Origin of the sequence: Sphingomonas sp. PAMC 26621, assembly GCF_000251145.1 — a bacterium.
Classification (GTDB): Bacteria; Pseudomonadota; Alphaproteobacteria; order Sphingomonadales; family Sphingomonadaceae; genus Sphingomonas.
In genome coordinates, this window is sequence record NZ_AIDW01000015.1 from 163,868 (window position 1) to 189,373 (window position 25,506).

Here is a 25,506-nt window from a genome sequence, read left to right on the forward strand (position 1 = left end):
GCGAAGCCCCCTTCCTCTTCGTGGCTTTGTGGCTTTGTGCGAGAAAGAGTCTTCGCGCACGAAGCCACAAAGACACGAAGACAGTGATGAGAGACCGTGCATGACCAGCGACGTTCTGACCATGATCGAAGGGCCTGTCGGCCGGATCCGGCTCAACCGGCCAAAGGCATTGCATGCGCTGACTCATGAGATGTGCACGGCGATGCTTGATGCGCTCGACGCGTGGCGTGCCGACCCCACGATCGAAGCGCTGCTGCTCGACCACACTGAGGGCAGGGGCTTCTGCGCTGGCGGCGACATCCGGATGCTCGCGGAAAGCGGCGCAGCGGATGGCGTTGCGGCGCGCGCCTTCTTCCATACCGAATACCGGCTCAACCACCGGCTGTTCACCTACGCCAAGCCGACGGTCGCGTTCATGGACGGAATCACGATGGGCGGCGGGGTCGGCATCGCCTGCCCGTGCGATTTTCGCGTGGCGACCGAGAATACAAAGTTCGCCATGCCCGAAACCGGGATCGGCCTGTTCCCCGACGTCGGTGGCGGCTGGTATCTGTCGCGGCTGCCCGGGCGGATCGGGCAATATCTTGCGCTGACCGGGCACCGGCTCGACGGGGTGGAGTGCCTCGCGCTGGGTCTGGCGACGCATTACCTGCCGAGCGCGACGCTCGACGATGCCAAGGCACGGATCGCTGCCGACCCGCAAGCCATCGCGGCGACGCTCGACGCTCTCGGCGAGACGCCGCCCGAGCCGAAGATCCTCGCGCAGCGCGAGGCGATCGACCGGCTGTTTGCCTCCGACGCGCTAGAGGACATCTACGCGGCGCTCGAAGCGGATGGCGGGGACTGGGCAACGCAACAGCTCGCCACGCTCCGCACCAAGTCGCCGCAGACCATGAAGGTCTCGCTCCGCCTGCTCCACGAAGGCAAGAGGATGGCGACCTTCGAGGACGAGATGCGGCAGGAATATGCGATCGGCTCGCGCGTGGTGCAGCGGCATGATTTCCTCGAAGGCGTCCGCGCGGTGATCGTCGACAAGGACAATGCCCCACGCTGGGACCCGGCGACGCCGGAAGGCGTGACCGACCACGTGATCGACCAGATCTTCGCGCCTCTCTCCGATGGCGAGGCGTGGACTCCCGCCTGACCTGTTCCGTCACCCCGGAACTGTGCCGGGGTCCACCTTTCCACCGGGCCAGCGGTTCGCGGCACGGTGGACCCCGGCACACGGCCGGGGTGACGCAAGAAGGAAGCCTTTCATGAGCTACGAAACGATCCTCGTCGAACAACGCGACCGCGTCACGCTGATCACGCTCAACCGGCCCAAGGCGCTCAATGCGCTCAACAGCCAGATCCTCGCCGACCTGCTTGCCGCGATGGCCGCGTTCGATGCGGATCCGTCGCAGGGCTGCGCGGTCATCACCGGCAGCGAGAAGGCATTCGCGGCGGGGGCGGACATCAAGGAGATGCAGGCGCAGGGCTTTGCCGACATGTACGCGCACGATTTCTTCGCCGGCTGGGATCGCTTTACGCGGACGCGCAAGCCGATCATCGCGGCGGTCGCGGGCTATGCGCTTGGCGGCGGGTGCGAGCTGGCGATGATGTGCGATTTCATCCTCGCCGCCGACAGCGCGAAGTTCGGCCAGCCCGAGATTAAGCTTGCGGTCTCGCCCGGCATGGGCGGGTCGCAGCGCCTCACCCGCGCGGTCGGCAAGGCCAAGGCGATGGAGATGTGCCTCACCGGGCGGATGATGGACGCCGCCGAAGCCGAGCGCGCCGGGCTCGCCTCGCGTGTGATCCCCGCCGCCGAGCTGGTCGAGGAAGCGGTCAAGGTCGCCGCGACGATCGCCGGTATGGCGCCGCTTGCGGTGCTGGCGAACAAGGAAATGGTCAACGCCGCGTTCGAGACCAGCCTCAGCATGGGCGTCCAGTTCGAGCGCCGCCTGTTCCACGCTTTGTTCGGAACCGACGACCAGAGCGAAGGGATGGCTGCCTTCGTCGAGAAGCGCGCCGGGGTGTGGACGGGGAAATAACGCGCGGCGAGAAGACTTGGGAGAGACAATAATGACACGTATCGCATTCATCGGGCTCGGCAACATGGGCGGCGGGATGGCCGCGAATCTCGCGAAGGCGGGGCATGACGTCCGCGCGTTCGACTTGTCGGCGGATGCGCTCGATCGCGCGAAGACGGCGGGCTGCCTGCCGGTCGGGTCCGCGACCGAAGCCGCCGACGGGGCCGAGGCGATCGTGACGATGCTCCCCGCCGGGCGCCACGTCGAGGCGGTCTATGCCGAGCTGTTCGCCGCGACCATCCTGCCGACGACGCTCCTGATCGATTGCTCGACGATCGACGTGGCAACCGCGAAGCACGTCGCCGCGCTCGCGCTCGCTAACGGCATCACCGCGGTCGACGCCCCCGTCTCGGGCGGGATCGGCGCGGCGAATGCGGGCACGCTGACCTTCATGGTCGGCGGCACAGACGCGGGCTTCGCCAAGGCCAAGACGGTCCTCGACGCGATGGGGCAGGCGGTGATCCACGCGGGCGCCAACGGCACCGGGCAGGCCGCCAAGATCGCCAACAACATGCTGCTCGGCGCGACGATGGTTGCGACCTGCGAGGCGTTCCTGCTCGCGGAGAAGCTCGGGCTCGATGCGCAGACGTTCTACGACATCTCGAGCGTATCGTCGGGCCAGAGCTGGTCGATGACGCGCTATTGCCCGGTCCCCGGGGTTGGGCCGGATACCCCCGCCGACCACGACTATCAGGGCGGTTTCGCGACCGCGCTGATGCTGAAGGACCTGAAGCTCGCAGCGGAGGCGGCGAGTGGGGCGGACGCGAATACCCCGATGGGGACCAAGGCGGCGGAACTGTACCAGCGTTTCGCCGACGAAGGGCAGGGCGGGCTCGACTTCTCCGCGATCATCAAGATGCTCCGCGGCTAACCGCAGCGCCGCCTTACGCCTGCAACAGCGAGGTCAACGTGAGGCGACCGTGCGCTGCGTCTGCGCCAAGCGCGGCCGCGGCGAGGTCGCCCGCATGCAGGCAGTTCGCGGGATAGAAGATCAGGCGATTGAAGCGCAAGTCCGCCTGCCCAATACGCTCGAACCCGGCGGTGTGGTCGCCGGGATACTGCGGCTCAGGCAGACCGTGGCGTTGCCGGTCGCGCGTCAATCCCTGTCGCCACGCCGCCGCCCGGCTCGGGTCGATCCGTTCATATCCGGTGCCGCGATGCCGGTAGAAGCTGGTCCCGCCATGCGGCGGCGCGCACAGATAATGCACCGCGGCGAGCAGTGTCGGGTCGACCGTGTCGAAATGCGGGATCCGCTGGATCGGTGCCAGCGCAGCCGGTGCGTCGGTCGCGATCGCGAAGGTGGTGCGCAGGACGGTGGACGTTGTCGCCGCGCCGATTGCCCGCGCCGCTTCGGCAAGCCAGACTGCATAGCCGACCGGGGCGGGCGCGCGAAGCCCGGGATAATAATCCGCCGCCGCGCGCGCGAACCGTTGCGCGGCGGCGGCTTCCTGCAGCGCTTCTGGCTGCGGATGCGCATCATCGATCACATGGAGTGGCACTGCCTCATGCCCCATCGCCCGGACGGGGTGGAGGATCATCCGGCGCGTTCCAGCGCGCGCGTCCCGGGTTCGAACCACGCCGCCTCGTCCGCAATCCGCCGGTTCTTGCGGCGTACCAGCCCGGCGACCTGTTCGAGCGACAGCAGCAGCGCCGCGAGATCGAGCGCCGTCTCGAAATCGGGCAGCGTCGCAAGATGCCGCGCAAGCGCGCGCTGATCGATCCCGTACAGCCCGGTCGGCGTACAGCGCGCGCCGTTGTCGAAAGTGATGTCGAGCGAGATTTCGGTCACCAGCTTGAGCGACACCGCAAGGTCGACCAGCGCCTGCGTCGGGGCCTGGCCGCGTGCGAGGTCGCCCAGCATCGCCTGGACTTGCGCGATATACGGGCTGTCGCTGCCATCTGCCTCGACGATCGCGCGGGCTCCCGCCGGGTCGAGCGCGGGGCTGTCGAGGTCGACGCAGATCACCCCCGCCAGCGCATCCTCGCCGCCGATGTAGAAGGGCTGGCGCAGCAGGTTGAGCGGGACATAGCCCGCATCGAGGGTGTCGCCGTCCCAGAACAAATTCTCGTGCGGTTCGAGCCCCATCAGCGCAGCGAGGTGAAACGCCCCGGTTTCGCCGTCCTTGATGAAGAACAGCGGATATTGCGCAGCGGCCTTGCGGATTTCGCTGCGGACGATCCGGACGAGATGCACGTTGGCCGCAGTCGCCGCGGCCTTGGCCGGGTCGATCCGCAGACCGGCATGCTGTTCGCGCGACAATTGTACCAGGTTCACGGCAGGTCTTCCCTTGGAACGAAGCTTGGCGCGCGCATGTCAGACCGGCTGGAACCGGTGCTGCGCGAGCGTATCGAGCAGAGCGCGATTGGTCGGCAGCGTCGCCGCCAGCCGACGCTTGAGCGCGGCGTTCCGATCGAACGCGTCGAGCGCCGCGTCCGGATCACGGAGCGCGGTTGCGGCGAAGCGTGGATCGGTCCGGAACCCCATGCCGTACAGCACATATTGGTAGCTCGCCGCCGGAAACATTTCGTGCGCGCTGGCGAAATCCTGTTCGCCGGGGGGCACGTGACGCCACAGTTCGAGCTGGTCCTGCAACGCCTGCGGGATCGTCGCGGGGTCGCGATTGTCGCGCCAGAAGGCGGTGTCGTCGCGTTCGCTCAACATGTAATGCAGCTTGAGGAACTCGATGATCCGTTCCCAGCGATACAGCGTCATCGTGTTGAACCGCCGCGCGACGATCTCCATCGCGCTGCGCGTCGCGGGCATCGACGCCGCGATATAATCCGCCGACAGTTCGATCAGCACCAGCGCCGATGCCTCGAGCGGTTCGAGGAACCCCGCCGCCAGCCCGACCGCGACGCAATTGCGCTTCCAGAAGGTCTCGCGATGCCCCGAGCGGATCGTGATCTCGCGCGGCGACAGGCGATCGAACGCTGGCCCGACATAGGCGGCAAGCTCGGCTTCGACCGAACTGCCGTTGGCGTGGCGGCTCGAATAGACATAACCGACCCCGCGCCGGTTCTGCAGGCCGATATCCCAGATCCAGCCGTGCTTCTGCCCGGTCGAGACGGTATGCGAGACGATCGGCGCGCCCGCATCGTCATACGGCACCTGCACCGCGAGCGCGCGATCGATGAACAGCACATCGTTGCAATCGCGGAACGGCACGCCCAGCGTCTCGCCAAGCAGCAACGACGAGAAGCCGCTGCAATCGACGAACAGGTCTGCGGTAATCGCGCCGTGTGCGCGGGTGACGACAGCGGCGATGTCGCCATCGTCCGCCTGCTCGACCGCGATCACCTCGTCGATGACGTGCCGGACGCCGAGCTTCGTCACGCAATGCTCCGCCATGAAGTCCGCGAAGCGGACCGCATCGAGGTGATAGGCATAATTGGCGACCCCGCCATATTCCGGCGAGGTGATCAGCTTGGGCGCCAGGTCGCGCTCGCACAGCGCCTCCTGAAAACAGACCGCATCCGAGAAGGAGGCCGTCGCGGGATCGTCTCGCACCTGCGCGTTCCAATAGGGGGCGAGGTCGAGGGTCGGGAAGCCTTCGGGCAGGACGAGCGGGTGGTAGTAGAAATCGTCCGCCGATTGCGTCCGCCATCCCGCGAATTTCGCCCCCTGCTTGAACGATGCGTTGCAGAAACGGAGGAAATCGGTCTCCGAAACGCCGACTTTGCGCAGCGTGTTGCGCATCGTCGGCCAGGTCCCTTCGCCAACCCCGACGATCCCGATCCGGCGGCTCTCGACCAGCGTGACGCTCAGCCCGCCGCCGTCCGGGGTGCTGTGTCGTGCGGCGATCAGCGCGGCGGTCAGCCACCCCGCCGATCCCCCGCCGACGATGCATACCGATGATACGGGTGTGTTCATATCGACCATCGCCCACGAGGATGGCATGGGACCGGGCTCGAAGAAAGCCCGGTCCGGTCGTCGTACGATGGCCGCATCAGAAGTTGACGCGCACGCCGCTCTTGAAGCGCCGCCCGGTGTCCTCGGCATAGAGGAACTGGCTGGTGTAATAGGCATATTTCAGCGCCTTCGAATTGGTCAGATTGACCGCTTCGAAGAAGACCGAGACATGCTTGTTGATGCGATAGATCAGGCTCGCATCGACCTGCGAATAGGCACGGACCTGAGTGACCGCCTGGCCTGCGCCGTTGAGCGGCGGGGGTGCCAGATACTGGAGGAAATGGTCGCGCCAGTTATACGCGACACGCGCCTCGATCCCGTTCTTGTCGAAGAACAGCACGGCGTTGGCCGAATTGGACAAGCCCGTCAGCGCGAACTTGTTCGTCAGGTCCTGCGGGTTGAGCTTCCGGTTGGAATGGACCAGCGTCCCGTTGATCTGGAACCCGAAGCCGGTTTCCCACAGGTTTTGCTGCCACGCCGCCTCGAGGCCCGTGACCGTCGCGCTCTGCCCGTTGACGGGCGCGGTGATCGTGAACTGCGCGGGCAGGTTCGTCACCGGATCGAGCAGGGGGCCGCCGGTCGCATTGGAAACCGGGCCGCTGGTCTGGTTGAGCACGATGAAGTCGTTGACGTTCTTGAAATACCCGCCGAGCGAGATGTAGTTCGACTGGCCGAAGTAATATTCCAGCGACAGGTCGAGATTATTCGACTTGAACGGCTTCAGATCGGCATTCCCCCGGCTCGCGGCGAAATTGCCCGGGCGGAGCGTCACCAGCGTCGTCACCGGGGACAGTTGCTCGAGCGTCGGCCGCGTGATCGTCTGCGAGGTGGCGAAGCGCGCGGTGAGTTTGTCGGTCAGGTCCCAGCGGAACGCGAGGTTGGGCAGGATGTCGGTATAGCTGGCATGGCCGACCGTGCGCGTCGTGCCCGATGAGGCGGAGCCATATTGCGTCTGGTCGTTGGCGAGCGTCACCAGCGCGGTATAAGCGGTCGCCAGGCCGTTGACGTTGGTTGCAGTGTTTTCGACCCGCACGCCCGCGACGAGCGAGAAGGGCCGATCCGCCAGCGCGCCGCGGAACTCGGTCTCGAGATAGCCGCCGAGGACGCGTTCGGTCACCACCGTGTCGTTGACCAGCGGGGGCGCGAAGGTGAAGTTTGGGTTGGTCGCGCGCTGTTGCTGCGTGATCGCGGCGAACAGGCCATCGCCATCGAAGGTCTGCCACTGCGTCGGCAGGCGGTTCGACCCGCTGACCCCGGACAGGAACCCGCTGCCCGCGTTGAACACCGAGATCGGCACCCCCGATGGCGCCGCGATGTTGTACCCGCAGGTCGTGCAACCGGTCCCGCCGTCGTTCGAATAGAGCGAGGTATCCTTGCGATCGTGCGAGAAATAGCCGCCCCAGCTCGCCTTGACGAGACCTTCGGCGTCGTCGCTCTTGTAGCTGAAGTCGGTGCGGACCTGTCCGACCTCGTCCTTGATGCCAAAGCCGCGCAGCAGCATGACGTGCTGGCACAAGGGCTGCCCCGCCCCGACGATGTTGCCACTCGAGGGCGTTCCCGAATTGGTGACCGCCGAACCGCACGGGTTGGATGCGGAAGCGAAGCTGGGGAACGTCTCGACCGCATAGGGCAGGATCGATCCGTCGGACCGATAGCGTTCCGATCCCGTGAGATAGCCGAGCAGTGCAAGATATGCCTGCCGCCCGCCATTGGGCTCCTCCTTCGCGACCGACCAGGTCCCGTCGACGCTGACCGAAAGCTGCGGCGTGATCTTATATTCGACGTTGAGTCCGGCGGCGTAGGTGTTGGTGCGCTTGTCGAACTTCTTGTCGTGGAAGTCGCTTGCGATCCCGCTGGTCTGGGTGAGGTCGGTGGCGGTGCCGTTGGCGTCGGTCGTGACCCCGGTCAGGTTCGAGGCGGTGAACCAGTGCCCGTAGGAGCGCGCGTCGGTGGTGTTGGTGAAGCGCGTGTAGAGTCCGTCCGCGGTCACGGTCAAATCGTCGCTCGGGCGATATTGCAGCACCAGGGTGCCGCCGATCCGCTCGCGGTCCTCGCGCGTGACGCGACTGTCGAAATTCTGCGGGATGAACAGGTTGCCCTGCGGGTTGGACGCGCTGACCGTCCCGCGCCCGCCATTCACCTGGGCTGCCGGAACGCCGGGATTGACCAGCCACCCGTCGGTTTGCGCTTCGTTGAGCTTGGTGAAGCGATGCTGGTAGCTCCCGCTCAACAGGACGCCGAAGCGGCCGTCGGCGAAGGTGTTGCTGAGCAGGAAGGACGCGTCGGGCGCGCCCTTCTTGGCATTCGCGTCGTAATTGCCATCTGCCGCGGCGAACAGCTTGAAGCCCTTGTAGTCGAATGGCCGCGCGGTCTTGATGTTGACCGTCGAACCGACCCCGCCGGACTGGTAGCGCGCGGTCGAGGATTTGTAGACCTCCACCCCCGCGACGAGTTCGGACGCGAGCGTGTCGAACGAGAAGGCGCGGCCCGACGCCTGGCTCGGGTCGGTCGGAGTCGCGAGCTGGCGGCCGTTGATCAGCACCGTGTTGAATTCGGGGCCGAACCCACGCACCGTGATGAACGCGCCTTCGCCGCCCGACCGATCGATCGAGACGCCGGTGATGCGCTGCAGCGATTCCGCGAGGTTGGTGTCGGGCAGCTTGCCGATATCCTGGGTCGAGATCGCGTCGACGATCCCCGACGCGTTCCGCTTGATCCCGCGCGCGTTGCTCAGGCTGGCGCGCAACCCGACCACGACGATGTCGGACCCGCCATCCGCCTGCGGCGCGGGAGCATCCGCCGGTGCCGCCTCCTGCGGGGTGGCGGCGACCGGCGCGGCGGCGCGGTCGTCCTGCGGCGCGCGTACCGTCACCATCGCGGCGGGGACGGTGCCGGGCCGCGTCGCTGCGGGGGCTTGCGGGACGACGGCATAGGTGTGCGGGCCGATCAGCCGCGCGACCAGACCGGTCCCTTCCAGCAGCCGGGTCAGTGCGTCCGAAACGGTCATGTCGCCATGAACCGGGCGGGTGCGTTTGTCCTGCGTGACGCGGCGCGCGGCGATGATCTGAACGTCGCCCTGGCGACCGAGCAGTCCGATCGCGGTTTCCGCAGGTTGTGCGTCCACCGCAAATTGTTTCGCCTGTGCGAAGGCCGGCGTTGCCGCCAGACAGATCATTGCCGACGATGTATAGAGTGCATGACGGATCGAAGTTCCGACCATCGTTTATCCCCCCCCTGAGCCTGTTTTCAACAGATCGTTTGCGTCTGTATTCCCCCTAGAGACGCGGCTGGCGACAAACCTTCCAAACTATTTTGGCGTCTTGCTGTAATTTCCGGGATTCCTCAGCGCGTGATCCGAATGATGGTCGGGTCGGTGTCCGAAACGGTTGCGTCGAGGCTTACCTTCACTGCCCGCGCAAACCCCTCCGGGTCGTTGATACGAAACACCCCGTCGAGCTTCTCGCCAGCAAGTTGCTGATCCGAAACGACGATCTTCCGCGTGTTATAGCGGTTGAACTCTTCGGCAGCGGAGGCGAGCGTATCACCCTCGAGGTCGATCATCCCGCCGCGCCATGCCAGCGCACGATCGACCGCCGAGGCGCGGTCCGCCTCGAACCGGACCGCGGCACGCGCATCGACGAACGCGCGCTGCCCCGCGGTCAGCCGGGTCGCCGCACTCGGGCTGACGGTGTTCTCATGACGGGTCTCGACCGTGCCGTCGGTGACGAGGATCTCGACCCCGGCCGGGCGGAGGCGGACGGAGAATGCGGTGCCGAGCGCGCGCGCGGTGACCCCCGCGGCGGTCACGACGAACGGCCGTGTGGGATCATGCGCGACCTCGAACCACGCCTCGCCCTGCGCGAGTGCGATCTGGCGCGAGCGGGCGTCGATCCGGACGGTCAGCGCGCTTCCGGAATTGATCGTCATGATCGACCCGTCGGCGAGCGGGACACGGCGGATTTCCCCGAGGTTGGTGACGTAGCGCGTCTCGGGCACGAAGATCCGCGTCGTACCGATCACCCCGGCGACGATGACGGCGGCAAGTCCGGCGAGGAGATTGCGGCGGTGCCAGACCGGGCGTGCTTCCGGGACGACATCCGGGATGGAGGCGGCCGTTGTCGGCGGGCGCAAAGCAAGATCGGTTGCCACCCACGCCGCCTGCGTGCGGAGCAACAGCCCGTGGCGCATCGCATCCTGCGCGAGCCATTGCGACAGCGCGATCTCGTCGGCCGCTTCCCAGCGCCCCGAATCCATCTTCGCGACCCACCAGGCGGCCTCGTCCGCCACGCTTCCGGACCTGTCGATCATCGCTGGCCCCGGACACCGGTTTCGACGGGATCAAGCCGCAAACCGGCGCGGCGTTCGGCGGTGTTCCACGCCTCGCGCACGGCGCGGACGCCGACCCAGATCTGTTTCTCCACCGCTTTCTCCGTCATGCCGAGGTGATCCGCGATCTCGCGATGCGACCAGCCTTCGATCTTGCGCAGTTCGACGATCCGACGGCAGCGCTCGGGAAGCGCCTCAATCAGCGTCATCATCCGCTCATACGCGAGGTGGCTCCCGGTTTGCTCCTCTGGCGTGGGGGTCGCGTCGTCGCGATAGGCTTCGATCTCGGCGATCGCCTCGAACGACACGATCCGCTGGCGCTTCAGCCGCCGCAACAGGAGGTTACGCGCGATCGAAAAGAAATAGGCGGACGGACTGTCGATATGGTCGACCGCCTTGAGCATCGAAATGCGGCAATACGCTTCCTGGATCACGTCGTCGATATCCTCCGGCGATAGGCGCGCCCGCTTGAACCGGGCGCGAACCCGGTCTTCATGCGGCATGATTTCGCGCGCCACCCAAACGGCCAGGTGACGCCGACGCGCGAGTTCCCCTTCCGGCCACGGTTCCGTAGCATCCTCCCCTTCGTGGATACATTCGGGCGCATTTGCGCCTCTCTGCTCCCCTAGAGACACGATGCGCCGAAATCCCCCCTCTGCAAAGCAAAGAACGTGCATCAACCGGTGGCGGGCGTCGGGCAGCCGCGACGTCGCTCCCGAACCGGTACGCGGCGAACGCCTAAGACCCCAGGACGACCTCGATTTCGTCGAAGCGGTTCCAGCGGTACACCGCCCAGCTGAGGACCCAGCACAGCACGAACACCCCGATGATGCCGAACCCGAGCAGATTGAACTGCCCCCCCAGATTGCGCGCCGCGGACCACGGCGTGCCGTGCAGGTCAAGCTTGTCGGCGATCAGCGCCATCGTCTCGATCCCGCCGATGACGATCGCCACGAACGCGGACACGGCGGTGATGGTGATGTTGTAATAGAGTTTCCGGATCGGCTTCACGAACGCCCATTCGTACGCGCCCAACATCAGGATGCCGTCGGTCGTATCGACGAGCGCCATTCCGGCGGCGAACAGCGCGGGCAGGACGAGCACCGGGCCGATCACGAATGCATGCGCCGCCTGTGCGGCGGAGAGGCCGAGGATCGCGACTTCGGTGGCGGTGTCGAAACCGAGCCCGAACAGAAAGCCGAGCGGCGCCATGTGCCAGCTGCGCGAGACGAGGCGAAACAACGGGCGGAACAGCCGCGACAGCAGGCCACGTCCGCCGAGCAGCATGTCGAGATCCTCGTCGACATACGCACCGCCTGCGCGGACCCGCTGGAAGGTGCGCCACACCGAGCGCAGGATCACGAGGTTCATCGCCGCGATCGTGAACAGGAACGCCGCGGACACGATCGTCGCGACCACGCCGCCGGTCGCCTTCAGCGCCGCGAAGTCGGACAAGGCCGAGGCGGTGAACGCGATCGCGACCGAGGCGAGCAGGATGATCGTGCTGTGCCCGATCGCGAACCAGAAGCCGACCGTCATCGGCCGCTGCCCGTCCTGCATCAGCTTGCGCGTGACATTGTCGATCGCGGCGATGTGGTCCGCGTCGACCGCGTGGCGCAGCCCGAGCCCCCACGCGAGCAGCGCGGTGCCAAGCATCAGCGGCTGTGCGTGGAACAGCGCCAGCGCCCAGATCCACGCCCCGACATTCGCGCCGATCAAGAGCACGTAGAGCAGACTGATCCGCTTGCGCAGCGTGGGCAGGGCGGGGGCAGGCAGGGCGGGAGCGGGTTTGGGATCAGCTTTCGACAAGGTAACCCTCCGGCGGTGTGCGGGCGATGAAATGGCCCTTGATGCCCTGCGGCCATTGTTTGTAGGGCACGCGGCCATGGTCGCTGTCGGCATAATGGACTGCGTAATCGAGGATCGCGCGCGCGGCCTCGGCATCGGGCGAGAAGCGGCCGAGCAGATAGCCGACCTTGCCCGGCGCACGCAGGTGGATCGAGCAATGTTCGGTGCAGGAGAAGAGGCACGGCATCTGCTGGATCGCGACGTCGGCGTAGCGTGGATCGGCGGCCTTTGCGGCTTCGAGCGCCGCGACGAGCAGCGCGCCGCCGCGCGTGCCATCGGTATCTTCCCGCTCTTCCGCGGACAGGCGGCAGGTGTTGCACGCGATGACGGCGAGGCCGTTCTCGACGGGGGTCAGCATGGTTTCTGGTCCAATACAGGGGAGGGGCGGGGTGTCATCGCTCGAGGATCCGGTCCGCGATCGGTTCGCAGGCTTGCCAGCCGTGCCGTTCGAGTTCGGGGGTGTCGGACGGTTCGGCCGGGTATCCCAGGCACAGCAACGCGATCAGCGTCCAGCGGGGGTGCACGTCTAGCAATTCGGTCACCACGTCGGGGTCGAGGATCGAGACCCAGCCAAGCCCGATGTCGCGTGCGCGCGCCGCGAGCCACAGCGTATGGATCGCCATGACGGTCGAGTAGCGGAGCATCTCGGGCATCGTCGCGCGGCCGAGACCGTGGCCCGCGTCCGGCACCTCGTCGCAGAACACCGCGAGCAGTTCGGGCGCTTCGCGGATGCCGTGGAGCTTGAGCGCCTGATAGCGCGTGCGCAGCGTGGCATCCGGGATAACGCCGGCCGCGTCCCGGGACGCGGCATCGACGTGTTCGGCAAGCCGGGTGCGAAGCTGCGCCGAACGGACACGGACGAAGCGCCACGGCTGCGCATTGCCGACCGACGGCGCGAGCGCGGCGCTGTCGAGCAACGCCTGCATGGCGTCCTCGGACACTGCGCGCGCGCTGAAGTGCCGGACGTCGCGCCGCCAGCGGAGCAGCGCTTCGAGCTGATCCCCGAATGCCGGGTCGAAGTCGGGCGCGGTCATGCCGCAGCTCCCGACCGGCGGAGGAGGTAGGTGTCCATGATCCAGCCATGCGCCAAGCGGAGGCTTGCCCGCTCAGCGACGATTTCGGCGGACACTTCCGCCAGCCGACCGGTCACCAGCGCCTGATGCGGCATTCCGAGAAACGCGCCCCACCAGATCGTCACGCCGCGCGGATCGAGCGTCGCGAACGCACAGCCGCCGTCCAGCATCACCGCAAGGGTGTCCGCCGCCGGGGGCCAGCCATCGGCGCGGAGGCGGCGTCCGGTCGTCACCAGAACGGGCGCGGCGAGCGTGTTGAGGGGAATGGCATGTGCGGCGGTCAGCGCCTGGAGGCTGGTGATGCCGGGCACGACATGGACCCGGATCGCCAGGTCGTCGTCCCGCAAGCGGTCGGCGATCCGCAGGCTGCTATCATAGAGCGACGGATCGCCCCAGACGAGCAACGCCAGCCGACCGCCGTCCGGCAGATGCGTCGCGATTTGCGTCGTCCACGCGGCGGCAATCGCGTCGTGCCAGTCGCCGACGGCGGCGAGATAGGCGTCGCTTTCCGCACGTTCGGGCAGATCGAATTCGACGACGCGGGTCCCGCCCCGCAACACCGCGGCGCAGATCGTCCGCCGCAGATCGATCAGGTCCGACGCGGCGTCGCGCTTGCGCGGGAGCAGGATCAGGTCGGCGGCGTTCATCGCGGCTTCCGCCGCGCGCGTCAGATGATCGGGGTTGCCGGTGCCGATGCCGATGAGGTGCAGGTCGATCATGGCGCGAGCAGCGGCCCGTAGAGGATCAGCGCCGGCGCGTCGTTCCGCGGCGCGAGGTCGCGCGCGAGGTCGGCGATGGTGGAGCGCGTCAGCCGCTGGTCGGGATAACTGACATTCTCGGCGACCAACGCGGGCGTATCCGGCGACAGGCCATGCGCCACGAGCATCCCGACCAGCGCCGCGAAGGTCCGCTTGGGCATGAACACCACGGTCGTCGCGGCGGGATCGGCGAGCGCCGCCAGGTTGAGACCGTCGGGCAGGCCGCCGGTGACGTCGTGCCCGGTGACGAACTGGACTCGCCGCGCGCTCAGGCGGCGCGTGAGCGGGATTGCGGCGGCGGCGGCCGCGGCGCTGGCGGAGGTGACGCCGGGGACGATCTCGAACGCGATGCCGGCCGTGCGAAGCGCCGCGATCTCCTCCTCCAGCCGCCCGAAGATCGCTGGGTCGCCCGATTTCAGGCGCACCACGCGCACGCCGCTCAGCGCGTGATCGACCAGCAGTTGCGAGACATGCGCCTGCGACGGCGAGGGGCGGCCCGCGCGCTTGCCGACCGCGACCAGTTCGGCGCCCTTGCGGACATGCTGGAGGATCGGCCCCGAGGACAGATCGTCGAACAGCACGACGTCCGCCGCCTGCAACCGCGCGACCGCTTTGAGCGTCAGCAATTCGGGATCGCCCGGCCCGGAGCCGACGAAGGAGACGAAGCCGCTCATTGCCCGGGGGCGATCAGGTGGAAGAAGGTCCCCGAGACATGGCCGCGATACGATCCGGTCTCGGCAACAAGGTCGCCCTGGGCGTCGACGACGTGCGCGAGTGGCGCGTCGGGTTGTTCGAGGATCGTCGAATAATGGAATTCGTGGCCGCGCTGCGTCGTCCCCGCCGCCGAACCCGCGATCGGCGCAAGCAACGTGGCGTGGCGATACCCGAGATGCATCCGGCGCTGCGCATAGCTTGTCACGAGCCCGAGCAGCCCCGCCATCCGGTGGCGCTTGCCGTCGGCGTCGATCAGGCCATCACCGAGCGCCATGTAGCCGCCGCACTCGCCGTGCACCGGGCGGGTGCTGGCATGCTCGGTGAGCGCGGCGCGGAAGCGCGTGGCGGCGGCGAGGCGTCCGGCATGGAGCTCGGGATAGCCGCCGGGCAACCAGACGAGATCGGCACCTGCGTCGGGCGCTTCGTCGGCAAGGGGCGAGAAGGGCAGGATCTCCGCGCCCGCGCCGCGCCACCCCGCGAGCATGTGCGGGTAAGCGAAGGAGAAGGCCGCATCCTGCGCCAGCGCGATCCGTTGCGCGGGCGGGGTGAAGCGGTGCGCGGGCACGGCGGGGGAGGCTGCAACCGCCGCGGCGTCGCGGATCGCCGCGAGATCGACGTGCTCGCGCAGGAAGATCGCATAATCGGCGATCCGCGCGTCGAGATCGGGATGCTCGGAGGCCTGGACCAGACCGAGATGAGCTCGGGCAGCTTGAGGTCGCCACGCCGCGGCAGCGCGCCGAATACGCGGATCCCCACTGCCGCCATCCCGCTGCGCGCGAGCCGTTCATGCCGCGGGCTCGCGACGCGGTTGAGGATCACGCCGGCGACCTGCACCGCGGGGTCGTAGCGCGCAAAGCCGAGCGCGGTGGCGGCGGCGGATTGTGCCTGACCCGACACGTCGATCACCAGCACCACCGGCCAGCCCATCCGCCGCGCAACGTCCGCGCTTGCGCCGTTGCCGGTCGCGCCCGGCTTGGCGACGCCGTCGAACAGGCCCATCGACCCCTCCGCGAGTACGAGATCGGCATCGTGCGCTTCCGCGGCGAGGCCGTGGAGCATCGGCTCCGCCATGGCCCAGCTGTCGAGGTTGAACGAAGGCCGTCCGCTCGCCGCGCGGTGGAAGGCGGGGTCGATATAATCGGGGCCGCTCTTGAACGGCTGGACGCGCAGGCCTTCGTCGCGGAACGCGCGGAGCAGGCCTAGCATCACGGTGGTCTTGCCGGTTCCCGAGGCGGGAGCGGCGATCATTATACCCGGGGTCATTCGCCGGTCTCCGCAAAGGGGGAAGTGGCGCTCTGCGGCCGGAAACGGCGGTCGTAGCCGATGGCGTACAGGCTGCTCTCCTCAAAATCCTCGGCCGCGAGAACGGGGCCGACGAGGATCAGCGCGGTCCGTTCCGGGCCGTCCGCCGCCGCCGCGACGATCGTCGCGAGCGTGGCGCGGACGATCCGTTCGTCGGGCCAGCTTGCCCGCCAGACGATCGCCACCGGGCAGTCAGCGCCGTAAGCCGGGGTCAGCTCGGCGACGACGCGGTCGAGCGCGTGGATCGAGAGATGGATCGCAAGCGTCGCGCCGGTCGCGGCGAAGGCGGGAAGCGTCTCCGCGCTCGGCATCGCGCTGGCACGGCCCGTGGTGCGGGTCAGGACGACCGACTGCGAAAGGCCGGGAAGCGTGAGTTCGGCTCCGAGCGTTGCGGCGGCGGCGGCGAAGGCGGGGACACCCGGCGTTATGGTGAAGGGGATGTTGCGTGCGCGGAGCCGCCGGAGTTGCTCGCCCAGCGCCGACCAGATCGACAAATCACCCGAATGCAGCCGGGCGATATCGTGGCCCGCCGCGTGCGCCGTCGCGATCTCGCCGATGATCTGATCGAGCGAGAGCGGCGCGGTGTTCACGATCCGCGCGCCCGGCGGGCAATGGTCGAGCAACGCGGCGGGGACGAGCGACCCGGCGTACAGACACACGGGAGAGGCGGCGATCAGGTCGCGGCCGCGCAGCGTGAGCAGATCGGGAGCACCGGGGCCGGCGCCGATGAAGTGAACGGTCATGTCGAAGGTCCTTCGGCGATCGCGCAGGTCGCCCTGCGATCGGGGGAGATGTGACGGGGCGTGATCAGGCGCGCGCCTTCGCCGATCGCTGCGAGTGCGGCGGCTTCGGCAACGCTGCCGGTGCCGCGCGCCTCGAGGCTTGGCTTTGAGGAGGTCCGCGTCGGGACGTCGGTCAGGGCCTCCGCCGGGATGGCGAACAGCGCGAGACCAAGCCGTTCGGCGAGCGGCGCAAGCAGATCGGTCTTGTCGTCCGGCGCGGCCAGCGCGGTGACCGGGGGGTGCCCGACTTGCGCCAGCGCCAGCGCGGCTTCGCACGAGGGAAGCGCGGTACCGCTGCGATATCCGAAGCCAGCGACGATCATCGCGATACGCTCCACTGGACGACCGGATAGTGCGCGCGCCAGCCGCGGCGCGTGCCGATCGGCGCGGCGTCAGACAGGTCGATCCGCAGCAGCTCGCCGCCCTTCGCATGGTGCCAGGTCGCCAGCAGCGCTTCGGATTCGAGCGTCACCGCATTGGCGACGATCCGCGTGCCGGGCACGAGGTGCGTCCAGAGCCAGTCGAGCAGTGCCTCGGACAGCCCGCCGCCGATAAAGACGGCGTCCGGCTGGGGATGATCGGCCAGCCCGTCGGGCGCACGCGTTCCGACGATGCGGAGCCGGTCGACCCCGAGGGCGTCCGCATTGGCGCGGGCGCGTTCGGCACGGGTCGGATCGGCTTCGAACGCCAGCGCCTGGGTCGTGGGATGGGCGAGCAGCCATTCGATCGCGATCGAACCCGATCCTGTGCCGATGTCCCACAAGGTCTCGAACGGGGCGGGCGCGAGCGCGGACAGCGTGAGCGCGCGGACCGGGCGCTTGGTGATCTGCCCGTCATGCTCGAACCAGTTGTCGGGGCGCCCGGATGCGGTGGCCAGAACCGCACCGTCGCCGTTGACGGCCATGCCGACCGCGACGGGATGCACGATATCGGTGAAGTCGATCGTCGAGGCGGTGGTTTCGCGGATGCGCTCGCGCGGACCGCCGAGCGCTTCGAGCACCCACAACCGGCTGTCCCCGAAACCGTGATCGCGCAAATATCCCGCCAATGCGCCGACCGCCGCGCCATCGCGCACCAGCACGATCGCCCGGACGTTCTGGGCAAGGATCGGGCGCAGTCGTGCGAGCGGCGCGGCATGCAGGCCGAGGCACTGGGTCGTGTCGATCGGCCACCCCAGCCGCGCCGCCGCGAGGCTGAAGGTCGAGGGCAGCGGGTGCGCGACCCATTCACACGGCTCGAGCTGGCGCGTGACGACCGATCCCGCACCGAACCAGAACGGATCACCCGATACCAGCAGCACGACGCGCCGCCCGCGCTGCGCCAGCAGCGGCGCGATCCCGTCCTCGAACGGCACAGGCCACACGGCGGTTTCGCACGCCAGATCGGGCAGCAGCGCCAGGTGGCGTGCGGCGCCGGTCACCCGTTCGGCGTGCGCGAGGGCATCATGGCTTGCGGGGGACAGGCCGGCTGGTCCATCCTCGCCGATCCCGACGATCGTCAGCCAAGCCTTGCCGAGTTCATCCACCATGCCGAAAATCCTGATTCTCGGCGGCACGACCGAGGCGAGCGCGTTGGCGGAGGCACTCGCGTTGCGCGGTGACGATGCCGTGCTGAGCTATGCGGGCCGCGTGGCAAATCCGAAGGCGCAGCCGGTGCCGACGCGGGTCGGCGGGTTCGGTGGCGCGGCGGGGCTGGCTACCTATCTCCGCGCAGCAGGCATTACGCATCTGGTCGACGCGACGCATCCGTTTGCTGCGCAGATGAGCAGAAATGCGGTGGAAGCGGCAGCGGACACCGGCATCCCCCTCATTGCTTTGACCCGACCTGCATGGACCGCGGAGCCCGACGACGACTGGCGGCATGTCGCCGACATCGAGGGGGCGGTCGCCACGCTCGCGGGCGCACGCCGCAGCGTGATGCTCGCGCTCGGACGGATGCATGTCGCGGCGTTCGCGGCGCAGCCGCAGCATCGCTATCTGCTGCGCTTCGTCGACGCGCCTGAGGCTCCACCCGAACTCCCGGACCATTACCTCGTGATCGATCGGGGGCCGTTCGATGTCATGGGCGACGTCGCGCTGATGCGCGACCATGCGATCGATGTAGTCGTCTGCAAGAATGCCGGGGGCACGGGTGCGCAGGCCAAGCTGATCGCGGCGCGGCAGTTGGGAATCCCAGTGGTGATGATCGACCGCCCCAGCTTGCCTTTGCGCGCGGAGGTGCATGCCGTCCCAGATGTGCTGCGCTGGATCGGTCATGCCGCCGACCTCGGGGTGTAGAGGATCGGCGCGCCGCTGCGCACAATCGTCCGCGTCGTGCTCGACCCGACGATGACGACGGTCCGCATATCCGCCATTTCCGGGCGGGCCTCGGGCAGGGGAACGATGCGCAGCCTTTCCTCGGGGGTCGAGACAGCGCGTGCGAACAGCACGGGGCGCGCATCCGCACAGACGTCGCGCAGGATCTCCAATGCGCGCCCCAACCCGTCGGGCCTGCTCATCGAGCGCGGGTTGTAGAAGGCGATCGCAAAGTCCGCCTCGGCGGCGAGGCGGACCCGGCGGTCGATCAGCGCTTGCGGTTTGAGGTTGTCCGACAGGTTGATCGCGCAGAAATCATGACCGAGCGGTGCGCCCGCGCGCGCCGCCGCCGCGAGCATCGCGGTGATGCCAGGAAGCACGCGGATGTCGAGCTCGCGCCACGCCGGCGGGCCATGCTCGACCGCCTCGAACACCGCCGCTGCCATCGCGAACACGCCGGGATCGCCCGACGACACCACCACCACGCGGTGCCCCGCCATCGCAAGGTCGAGTGCATGCCGCGCGCGATCGAGTTCGACGCGATTGTCGCTGGCGTGGAGCGTCAGCCCGGCGCGCGGGGTGACGCGCGCGACATAGGGGATGTAGCCGATCACGTCGGTCGCCTCTGCAAGCGCTGCGGTAACGTCGGGCGTCACCAGCGCCGAATCGCCCGGCCCGAGCCCAGCGATCGCGAGCCAGCCGCTCATGGCCGCCGCCCCTGGCCGTGGATCAGCAGTATCGAGAAATAAGGCGCGATGCTGTCGGCGTCGCACAGCCGCGTGACGCGCTGGTCGGGCATCGCGGCATATTCGACCAGCCACGCCGCATCGTCGCGGCCCGCGGCGGCGACCGCGCGGCGCAGCTTGGCGAGGTGGCGGCCGATCTTCATCACCACCAGCGCATCCGTGTCGCGAATCCGGCGGGTGAGCTCGTCTTCGGTCATCGTCGCGGTGAGAACGGTCAGCACATCCTCGCCCCATGTGATCGGCGTGCCGCTCGCGGTCCACGCGCCCGACATGCCGGTGATGCCGGGGACGACCCGCACCGGCGCGATCCCCACCAGGCGGCTGTGGAGATGCATGAACGAGCCGTAGAAAAACGGGTCGCCCTCGCACAGCACGACCACATCGTCGCCCGTCGCCGAAAGCGCGGCGAGGTGATCGGTACAATCGGCGTAAAAACCGCAGAGACGGTCGTTGTAGCGCGGGTCGGCGACCGGGATTTCGGTCGTGACGGGATATTCCATCGCGAACTCGATTGCATCGGCGCGCAACATGCCGTCGACGATCCGCCGCGCCTGGCCCGGCTTGCCCGCCTTGCGGAAGAAGGCGATATGCCGCGCGCCACGCACCAGCCGGTCGGCGCGGACGCTCATCAAGTCCTGCGCGCCCGGGCCGAGGCCGACACCGTGGATCGTGCCCTGGGGGGAAGGGGCCGTCATTCGATGCGGCTCGCGAGCGCGTTGATCGCGGCGACGGTGATCGCGCTGCCGCCCATCCGCCCCTCGACCACGACGCACGGAACGGGCTGTTCCGCCCACAAGGCGGCCTTAGATTCGACCGCGCCGACGAACCCGACCGGGCACCCGATGATTGCGGCCGGACGCGGGCAGGCGGGGTACTCGAGCATATTGAGCAGGTGGAACAGCGCGGTCGGGGCATTGCCGATTGCGACCAGTGCGCCCGCCAGATGCGGCCGCCACAGTTCGAGCGCGGCGGCGGACCGCGTGTTGCCCATCGCGCGCGCGAGGTCGGGCGTTTCCGCCGCGTGGAGCGTGCAGAGGACAGGATTGTCGGCAGGAAGGCGGCCGCGCGTGATCCCCTCGGTCACCATCCGCGCATCGCACAGGATCGGCGCGCCCGCCGCGAGCGCACGCCGCGCGACCACGGCGAAGTCGGGCGAAAACCGGATGTGCGCGGCAAGATCGACGAGCCCGGCGGCGTGGATCATGCGGACCGCGACCGGCTCCTCCTCCGGCGTGAAGCGCGTCAGGTCGGCCTCGGCGCGAATCGTGGCGAAGGACTGGCGATAGATGGCGGCGCCGTCGGTTTGATAGACATGGGGCATCAGGCGGCTCCGAAGCGGGCGAGGATCCGGGCGGCGTCGAGCCCGGATACGGCGGGGGGGGCGCCGGCGCGGGCGGCGAAGGCGAGATCGAAGCGACCCTCGCGCCCCGTCAGCACGACATCGGCGGGCTGCGCGCGCGCGCAGCCCTTGGCGCAGCCCGAGACGTGAAGCTGGCCCGCGACATGCGGCGCGAGACGGCGTGCGAGCGCGCGGGTTGCTACGCTTGCCTGCGGACAGGCCGGGGCACCGACACAGGCGTCGGTATGCAGGAGCGCGGGTTCGGGCTGCTCGGCGGCAACCCCGCCCAGGACGATCAGCCGCCGCCACGGCGTGACGCGGATCTCGCCACCGTTCGCCACCAGCCGAGCGAGGTCCGAAGCGTCGATTCGTCCGAACGGAAGGCCTACCACCGCGCCAAGCGGGTGCTGCCCGGTCGCGGGTGCAGCACCCGGCAGTGATGGAAGACTTTCGCGATCCGCCCAAGCGGGCAGGGCGGCGGCGTGGCGCGCCATTCGGCCGGCGGCGCTGCCGCCGCTCGCGACGAACCAGTGCGCCAGCGCCACGATCGCATCGACCTCGGTGCCAGCGGTCAGCGCTACGCCTTGCGTCCGTCCCTCCGCGCGGAGGATCAGCCCACCAATCGAGCCGCGTTCGATGCGGATGTCGGCGGGGGCGTCGCGGAGCAGCGGGGAAGCGCCCGCATCGATGGCGAACCCGAATTTGCCGGGCAGTTCGGGGAGTTCCGCCAGTCGCGTGGTGAGTTCGCTCGCGATGCGGTGCGTGTCGTCACCCGCGTTCCAGTCGGGCGCTACCAGCACGGCCCGCCGCGCCTCGAGCGTCGGATCGGTGTCGACCAGATCGAGCGCGCACAGGGTGGCGATCAACGCCGCCCAGCGGTCGTCGCGGACACCGCGGATCTGCAAATTGGCGCGGTTGGTGACGTCGATCGCGCCGTTGCCATGCGCTGCCGCTGCCTCGGCCAAGCCGATCGCCTGCGTGCGGGTGAGGTGCGCGAGCCGCGGGCGCACGCGGACGAGCAGGCCGTCGCCTGCCGCCATCGGGCGGTGTGCCGTCGGGCACCAGCCGCGCACCACGCTCATGCGCGCGCGCCCAATTGCGCGAGGATCGAATTGCGCCGCGTCGGCCACAGCCCCGCCGCGTAGAGCGCGACGAACCGCGCCTCCAGCGCCGCCAGCGCCTGCGGATTGGCGTCCGCCATGAACGCGCGGACGTCGTCGCGTGCGAGCGTCGCGTCGTAATAGAGGTCGATCGACTCAGGCGTCACGACGTCCGCGAGATGCGCGAACGCCCCAAGATGATCGAGCGTGGCGGCGAGTTCAGCGGCGCCGCGAAACCCGTGCCGCATCATCCCCGCAATCCAGCCCGGATGCGCCGCGCGCGCGCGGACGACGCGCGCGATCTCCTCCCCGAGCGGGCGCGCACGCGGACGGGCCGGGTCGGTCGCGTCGAGGTGATAGAGAGCGGCGCTTCCGCCGGTGATCACCTGCGCGGCGGCAAAGGCGGCCTCGTGCGCGGCATAGTCGGCGGCAAGCAACAGGTCGGTCTCGGGCAGGTCCTGGACGTGGACGAAGACATCCGCGGCGGCGACGCGCGCCGCGATCCCCGCCGGGTCGGCGCGCGCCTCGCCATCGTCAAGCGCGTGCGCGGAAGCGGCGAGCCACGCCGCGCCTGCCGCCTGCCGCGCTTCGGGCGTATAGGTGTCGGCGCTGTCGCCGAGCCCGATGCCATAGCTGCCCGCGCGCGGCCCGAACACGCGCGCGCCGGGGGCGGACCCAACGAACGGGTTGCGATCCGCCGGCTCGTCCCGCGCCGCCAGCGCACGCACCGCCTGGCCGAACATCGCGCAAAGCGTCGGGAAGGCATCGCGGAACAGCCCCGACACGCGCAGCGTCACGTCGATCCGCGGACGGTCGAACCGCATCAGCGGCAGGATCTCGACCCCGGTGACGCGGTCGGACTGATGGTCCCACACCGGCTCCGCACCGAGCAGGTGGAGCGCCATCGCGAATTCCTCGCCCGCGGTGCGCATCGTCGCCGAGCCCCACAGGTCGACCACCAGCCCACGCGGATAGTCGCCATGATCCTGCAGATGACGCCGGATCAGTTCGTCGGCGAGCCGTACCCCCTGCGCATGCGCCGACCGCGACGGCACCGCGCGGGGATCGGTGGTGTAGAGGTTGCGCCCGGTCGGCAGCACGTCGTTTCGCCCGCGCCACGGCGAGCCCGATGGTCCGGGTGCGACCCGTCTTCCGGCGAGCGCCGCGAGCAGGCCGTCGCGTTCCGCCGCGCCCTGCTCGCCACGCCCGAAGACGTGCAGCCCATCGCCATACTGGCTGTCCTTGACGTCGCAGACGAAGGCATCGATCCGCGTGATCGCCTCCGCGTGCGATAGCGCCTGGTCGAGCGCGAGCACGTCGCCGAGCCCGAGTGCGAGCGCTTCGTCGCCGATATCGCGCTGCAGCCGATCGCGGCGTGCCGGATCGAGCCCGTCGGCATTGGAGAATTCGTCGAGCAACGCGTCGAGCCGTCCGAGCCCGGTGCCACCGTCCGCACGGACCAGCGGCGGCGGGACATGGCCGATCGTGACCGCGCCGATCCGCCGCTTGGCTTGCGCCGCCTCGCCGGGGTCGTTGACGATGAACGGATAGACGACGGGCAGCGCGCCGGTCAGGGCTTCGGGCCAGCACGCATCCGACAGCGCGACCGCCTTGCCCGGCAGCCATTCGAGCGTGCCGTGCGCGCCGACATGGACCAGCGCGTCGGTCCCCTGCGTTCGCAGCCAGAGGTAGAAGGCGATATAGCCGTGCCGTGGGCAGCGCGAGAGATCGTGATACTCGTCTGCGCGCACCGCGGCGCTGCCGCGTTCGGGCTGGAGCGCGACGAGACTGTCCCCGGCGGCGACGGCGGCGAAATGGAAGGCACCGTCGAGAACCGCTGGATCGTCCTTGGGCGCGCCCCAGGCTGCGGTCACATCGGCCTGCAGCGCGGCGGGCAATGTCGCGAGCGCCGCACGATAGGCAGACAGGGGCCAGACGATGGTCTGCTGTGCAAGTGCAACCGGCAGATCCTCGATGTTCCGCAATGCCGTCGCATAGCCCGCATCCGCCAGATCGCCGAGCATCGCTGCGACCGACGCGAGCGCATCGAGCCCGACCGCGTGCGCCATCTGGTAGGTCTTGCCCGGATAGGTCGACAGCACGATCGCGAGCCGCCGCTGCGCCACGGGCTTCGCTCCCAGCGCGATCCAGGCGTGGACCCGGTCCGCGATCGCCGCGATCCGCTCTGGCTCGGCGCGGTGTTCGCGGCGGGCGAATTGCAGGTCGGCGTCGCGCGCGGCAGCGTCCTTGAAGCTCGCCACGCCGGCGAACAGGCGGCCATCGACCTCGGGCAGCACGACGTGCATCGCGAGATCGGCGGGCGATAGACCGCGTGCCGCATCCGCCCAGGCGGCACGGTCGGACGTTGCCAGCGCGACCTGGAAGACCGGGACCCCGGCGGCGTCGAGCGGGCTCGTGCCGGCGGCATCGCGCGCGGAGAAAGCGGTTGCGTTGACGATCGCGACCGGTGCGAGCGCGGACACCCACCGTGACAGCCACCCGCCCGCCGCGCGATCCTTGAGCGACGGCGCGAACAGCGCGAGGACGTCGTAGCCGCGTTCCACGAACGCCGCGTGCAGCGCCGTAATCGGGTCGAGATCGGCGGCCATGAGATAGGATCGGTAGAAGACCAGCAGGACTCGCGGTCGGACCGCCGTCAGCGCGAACGCCGCCGGGCAGGTCACGCCGGGCCCCGGTTGCCAGCCGCCGACCGAAGCGATCGCGCGCGCTGCCGGCGCGGGCTTGACGTACAACCCGGCTGCCAGCGCGAATTGCGCTAGTGCAGCGCGCGCCGCAGTCGCGCCGCCGATGTCGCACAGTTCCGTCAGGCGGCGCAGCGTCGAGACCGACACCGTCGAGGCCGCGTCGAGGCGCGGATCCATGCGGCCATCCGCGGGGATGATCGCCAGCGCGATCCCGTCTCGTCGGGCGAGCGCTTCGACCTGCTGCACGCCGTAGGGCCAATAGGCGATCCCGCCGATCAGCCGGATCAGGATTCCTTGTGCGGCTCCCAGCGTCCGCTCGACATAGGTGTCGACCGAAAGCGGGTGCGCTAACTCGGCGAGATTGGCGAGCCGCAGGCTCGGCATCCCCGGCCCGCCCGCGCGCCATCCCGCCGCGAACGCGCCGAGGTCGCTGTCGGAAAAGGACAGCACGACGAGATCCGCGGCATCCTGCCCCAGATCGCGCGGCGTGGCGCTCTCCTCCAACCCGTGCGTTTCGCGGAAGACGACGTGCATGGCGGA

At 68.8% G+C, this 25,506-nt stretch carries 23 protein-coding genes and 1 pseudogene; 4 read left to right on the forward strand and 20 right to left on the reverse strand.

The features are described from left to right. The first annotated feature begins 100 nt into the window (after positions 1–100). The 3 genes from RI03_RS07720 to mmsB all read left to right on the forward strand — a co-directional run bounded on the left by RI03_RS07720 (position 101) and on the right by mmsB (position 2,940). Entirely contained in the window at positions 101–1,144 is a 1,044-nt protein-coding gene (locus RI03_RS07720; RefSeq protein WP_010216385.1) for an enoyl-CoA hydratase/isomerase family protein, read from the forward strand. Positions 1,145–1,256: 112 nt separating this feature from the next. Beyond that, the gene (locus tag RI03_RS07725; RefSeq protein ID WP_010216387.1) at positions 1,257–2,030 is read left to right on the forward strand and encodes an enoyl-CoA hydratase; all 774 of its coding nucleotides are present in this window, start codon (positions 1,257–1,259) and stop codon (positions 2,028–2,030) included. Positions 2,031–2,061: 31 nt separating this feature from the next. Further along, positions 2,062–2,940, forward strand: a complete 879-nt coding sequence (gene mmsB, locus RI03_RS07730) for a 3-hydroxyisobutyrate dehydrogenase (RefSeq protein WP_010216389.1) — start codon at positions 2,062–2,064, stop codon at positions 2,938–2,940. Positions 2,941–2,953: 13 nt separating this feature from the next. Here mmsB and RI03_RS07735 read toward each other — a convergent pair whose 3' ends face one another. The 15 genes and pseudogenes from RI03_RS07735 to RI03_RS07805 form a co-directional block, all read right to left on the reverse strand. After that, entirely contained in the window at positions 2,954–3,607 is a 654-nt protein-coding gene (locus RI03_RS07735) for a DUF6445 family protein (RefSeq protein WP_010216392.1), read from the reverse strand. Continuing rightward, a complete protein-coding gene (locus RI03_RS07740) occupies positions 3,604–4,344 on the reverse strand; it encodes a SapC family protein (protein WP_010216394.1) in 741 nt (246 codons plus the stop codon). Before RI03_RS07740 ends, RI03_RS07735 begins: the two co-directional genes overlap by 4 nt. Positions 4,345–4,383: 39 nt before the next feature. Next, the gene (locus RI03_RS07745; RefSeq protein WP_037515000.1) at positions 4,384–5,940 is read right to left on the reverse strand and encodes a tryptophan halogenase family protein; all 1,557 of its coding nucleotides are present in this window, start codon (positions 5,938–5,940) and stop codon (positions 4,384–4,386) included. A 76-nt stretch (positions 5,941–6,016) separates the two neighbouring features. Next, entirely contained in the window at positions 6,017–9,199 is a 3,183-nt protein-coding gene (locus RI03_RS07750; protein WP_238542312.1) for a TonB-dependent receptor, read from the reverse strand. 122 nt (positions 9,200–9,321) lie between these two features. Beyond that, entirely contained in the window at positions 9,322–10,287 is a 966-nt protein-coding gene (locus tag RI03_RS07755) for a FecR family protein (RefSeq protein WP_026046545.1), read from the reverse strand. Next, complete coding sequence (locus RI03_RS07760; protein ID WP_238542313.1) at positions 10,284–10,808, reverse strand: RNA polymerase sigma factor; 525 nt, start codon at positions 10,806–10,808, stop codon at positions 10,284–10,286. The genes RI03_RS07755 and RI03_RS07760 overlap by 4 nt, the downstream gene beginning before the upstream one ends. Before the next feature lie 235 nt (positions 10,809–11,043). Continuing rightward, on the reverse strand, positions 11,044–12,114 hold the full coding sequence (locus RI03_RS07765; protein ID WP_443208551.1) for a HoxN/HupN/NixA family nickel/cobalt transporter: 1,071 nt from the start codon (positions 12,112–12,114) through the stop codon (positions 11,044–11,046). Further along, positions 12,101–12,511 carry a DUF1636 domain-containing protein gene (locus RI03_RS07770; protein WP_010216405.1) on the reverse strand — a complete coding sequence of 137 codons (411 nt, stop codon included), beginning with the start codon at positions 12,509–12,511 and terminating at the stop codon, positions 12,101–12,103. Before RI03_RS07770 ends, RI03_RS07765 begins: the two co-directional genes overlap by 14 nt. A 34-nt stretch (positions 12,512–12,545) precedes the next feature. Beyond that, positions 12,546–13,187 (reverse strand): 5,6-dimethylbenzimidazole synthase, encoded by a 642-nt coding sequence (bluB, locus tag RI03_RS07775; protein ID WP_010216406.1) that lies wholly within the window; start codon positions 13,185–13,187, stop codon positions 12,546–12,548. Further along, the gene (gene cobF / locus RI03_RS07780) at positions 13,184–13,945 is read right to left on the reverse strand and encodes a precorrin-6A synthase (deacetylating) (RefSeq protein ID WP_010216408.1); all 762 of its coding nucleotides are present in this window, start codon (positions 13,943–13,945) and stop codon (positions 13,184–13,186) included. The genes bluB and cobF overlap by 4 nt, the downstream gene beginning before the upstream one ends. Continuing rightward, on the reverse strand, positions 13,942–14,658 hold the full coding sequence (gene cobA, locus RI03_RS07785) for a uroporphyrinogen-III C-methyltransferase (protein ID WP_010216409.1): 717 nt from the start codon (positions 14,656–14,658) through the stop codon (positions 13,942–13,944). Before cobA ends, cobF begins: the two co-directional genes overlap by 4 nt. Then, positions 14,655–15,961 (reverse strand): annotated as a pseudogene (locus tag RI03_RS07790) (cobyrinate a,c-diamide synthase). The gene cobA and the pseudogene RI03_RS07790 overlap by 4 nt, the downstream one beginning before the upstream one ends. Beyond that, on the reverse strand, positions 15,958–16,743 hold the full coding sequence (cobM, locus tag RI03_RS07795) for a precorrin-4 C(11)-methyltransferase (protein WP_010216411.1): 786 nt from the start codon (positions 16,741–16,743) through the stop codon (positions 15,958–15,960). The pseudogene RI03_RS07790 and the gene cobM overlap by 4 nt, the downstream one beginning before the upstream one ends. Beyond that, positions 16,740–17,105, reverse strand: coding sequence for a cobalamin biosynthesis protein (locus RI03_RS07800; RefSeq protein ID WP_026046547.1), 366 nt, complete (start codon positions 17,103–17,105; stop codon positions 16,740–16,742). Before RI03_RS07800 ends, cobM begins: the two co-directional genes overlap by 4 nt. Continuing rightward, complete coding sequence (locus RI03_RS07805) at positions 17,102–18,310, reverse strand: bifunctional cobalt-precorrin-7 (C(5))-methyltransferase/cobalt-precorrin-6B (C(15))-methyltransferase (RefSeq protein WP_010216415.1); 1,209 nt, start codon at positions 18,308–18,310, stop codon at positions 17,102–17,104. The genes RI03_RS07800 and RI03_RS07805 overlap by 4 nt, the downstream gene beginning before the upstream one ends. Between RI03_RS07805 and RI03_RS07810 the strand changes: the two genes are divergently transcribed. Continuing rightward, positions 18,309–19,058: a cobalt-precorrin-6A reductase gene (locus tag RI03_RS07810; protein ID WP_010216418.1), complete on the forward strand. Its 750-nt coding sequence runs from the start codon at positions 18,309–18,311 to the stop codon at positions 19,056–19,058. The two genes, RI03_RS07805 and RI03_RS07810, sit on opposite strands and share 2 nt — an antisense overlap. On the opposite strand, the gene cobJ is transcribed toward RI03_RS07810, so the two are convergent. Genes cobJ through cobN form a run of 5 tightly spaced genes read right to left on the reverse strand, consistent with a single transcriptional unit; the run spans position 19,034 to position 25,500 of the window. Next, entirely contained in the window at positions 19,034–19,783 is a 750-nt protein-coding gene (gene cobJ, locus RI03_RS07815; RefSeq protein WP_010216419.1) for a precorrin-3B C(17)-methyltransferase, read from the reverse strand. The genes RI03_RS07810 and cobJ overlap by 25 nt on opposite strands. Next, complete coding sequence (gene cobI, locus RI03_RS07820) at positions 19,780–20,517, reverse strand: precorrin-2 C(20)-methyltransferase (protein ID WP_010216422.1); 738 nt, start codon at positions 20,515–20,517, stop codon at positions 19,780–19,782. Before cobI ends, cobJ begins: the two co-directional genes overlap by 4 nt. Next, on the reverse strand, positions 20,514–21,143 hold the full coding sequence (locus RI03_RS07825; protein ID WP_010216423.1) for a precorrin-8X methylmutase: 630 nt from the start codon (positions 21,141–21,143) through the stop codon (positions 20,514–20,516). Before RI03_RS07825 ends, cobI begins: the two co-directional genes overlap by 4 nt. Continuing rightward, positions 21,143–22,243, reverse strand: coding sequence for a cobalamin biosynthesis protein CobG (locus RI03_RS07830; RefSeq protein WP_051007254.1), 1,101 nt, complete (start codon positions 22,241–22,243; stop codon positions 21,143–21,145). Before RI03_RS07830 ends, RI03_RS07825 begins: the two co-directional genes overlap by 1 nt. Next, positions 22,240–25,500: a cobaltochelatase subunit CobN gene (gene cobN, locus RI03_RS07835; RefSeq protein WP_010216425.1), complete on the reverse strand. Its 3,261-nt coding sequence runs from the start codon at positions 25,498–25,500 to the stop codon at positions 22,240–22,242. The genes RI03_RS07830 and cobN overlap by 4 nt, the downstream gene beginning before the upstream one ends. Positions 25,501–25,506 lie beyond the last annotated feature (6 nt).

Bases quoted from the DNA above. Each gene is read 5' to 3' on its own strand.
- RI03_RS07720 (WP_010216385.1), top strand. From the start codon at position 101: ATGACCAGCGACGTTCTGACCATGATCGAAGGGCCTGTCGGCCGGATC.
- RI03_RS07725 (WP_010216387.1), top strand. From the start codon at position 1,257: ATGAGCTACGAAACGATCCTCGTCGAACAACGCGACCGCGTCACGCTG.
- mmsB (WP_010216389.1), top strand. From the start codon at position 2,062: ATGACACGTATCGCATTCATCGGGCTCGGCAACATGGGCGGCGGGATG.
- RI03_RS07735 (WP_010216392.1), bottom strand. From the start codon at position 3,607: ATGATCCTCCACCCCGTCCGGGCGATGGGGCATGAGGCAGTGCCACTC.
- RI03_RS07745 (WP_037515000.1), bottom strand. From the start codon at position 5,940: ATGAACACACCCGTATCATCGGTATGCATCGTCGGCGGGGGATCGGCG.
- RI03_RS07750 (WP_238542312.1), bottom strand. From the start codon at position 9,199: ATGGTCGGAACTTCGATCCGTCATGCACTCTATACATCGTCGGCAATG.
- RI03_RS07755 (WP_026046545.1), bottom strand. From the start codon at position 10,287: ATGATCGACAGGTCCGGAAGCGTGGCGGACGAGGCCGCCTGGTGGGTC.
- RI03_RS07760 (WP_238542313.1), bottom strand. From the start codon at position 10,808: ATGCCGCATGAAGACCGGGTTCGCGCCCGGTTCAAGCGGGCGCGCCTA.
- RI03_RS07770 (WP_010216405.1), bottom strand. From the start codon at position 12,511: ATGCTGACCCCCGTCGAGAACGGCCTCGCCGTCATCGCGTGCAACACC.
- bluB (WP_010216406.1), bottom strand. From the start codon at position 13,187: ATGACCGCGCCCGACTTCGACCCGGCATTCGGGGATCAGCTCGAAGCG.
- cobF (WP_010216408.1), bottom strand. From the start codon at position 13,945: ATGATCGACCTGCACCTCATCGGCATCGGCACCGGCAACCCCGATCAT.
- cobA (WP_010216409.1), bottom strand. From the start codon at position 14,658: ATGAGCGGCTTCGTCTCCTTCGTCGGCTCCGGGCCGGGCGATCCCGAA.
- cobM (WP_010216411.1), bottom strand. From the start codon at position 16,743: ATGACCGTTCACTTCATCGGCGCCGGCCCCGGTGCTCCCGATCTGCTC.
- RI03_RS07800 (WP_026046547.1), bottom strand. From the start codon at position 17,105: ATGATCGTCGCTGGCTTCGGATATCGCAGCGGTACCGCGCTTCCCTCG.
- RI03_RS07810 (WP_010216418.1), top strand. From the start codon at position 18,309: ATGCCGAAAATCCTGATTCTCGGCGGCACGACCGAGGCGAGCGCGTTG.
- RI03_RS07805 (WP_010216415.1), bottom strand. From the start codon at position 18,310: ATGGTGGATGAACTCGGCAAGGCTTGGCTGACGATCGTCGGGATCGGC.
- cobJ (WP_010216419.1), bottom strand. From the start codon at position 19,783: ATGAGCGGCTGGCTCGCGATCGCTGGGCTCGGGCCGGGCGATTCGGCG.
- cobI (WP_010216422.1), bottom strand. From the start codon at position 20,517: ATGACGGCCCCTTCCCCCCAGGGCACGATCCACGGTGTCGGCCTCGGC.
- RI03_RS07825 (WP_010216423.1), bottom strand. From the start codon at position 21,143: ATGCCCCATGTCTATCAAACCGACGGCGCCGCCATCTATCGCCAGTCC.
- RI03_RS07830 (WP_051007254.1), bottom strand. From the start codon at position 22,243: ATGAGCGTGGTGCGCGGCTGGTGCCCGACGGCACACCGCCCGATGGCG.
- cobN (WP_010216425.1), bottom strand. From the start codon at position 25,500: ATGCACGTCGTCTTCCGCGAAACGCACGGGTTGGAGGAGAGCGCCACG.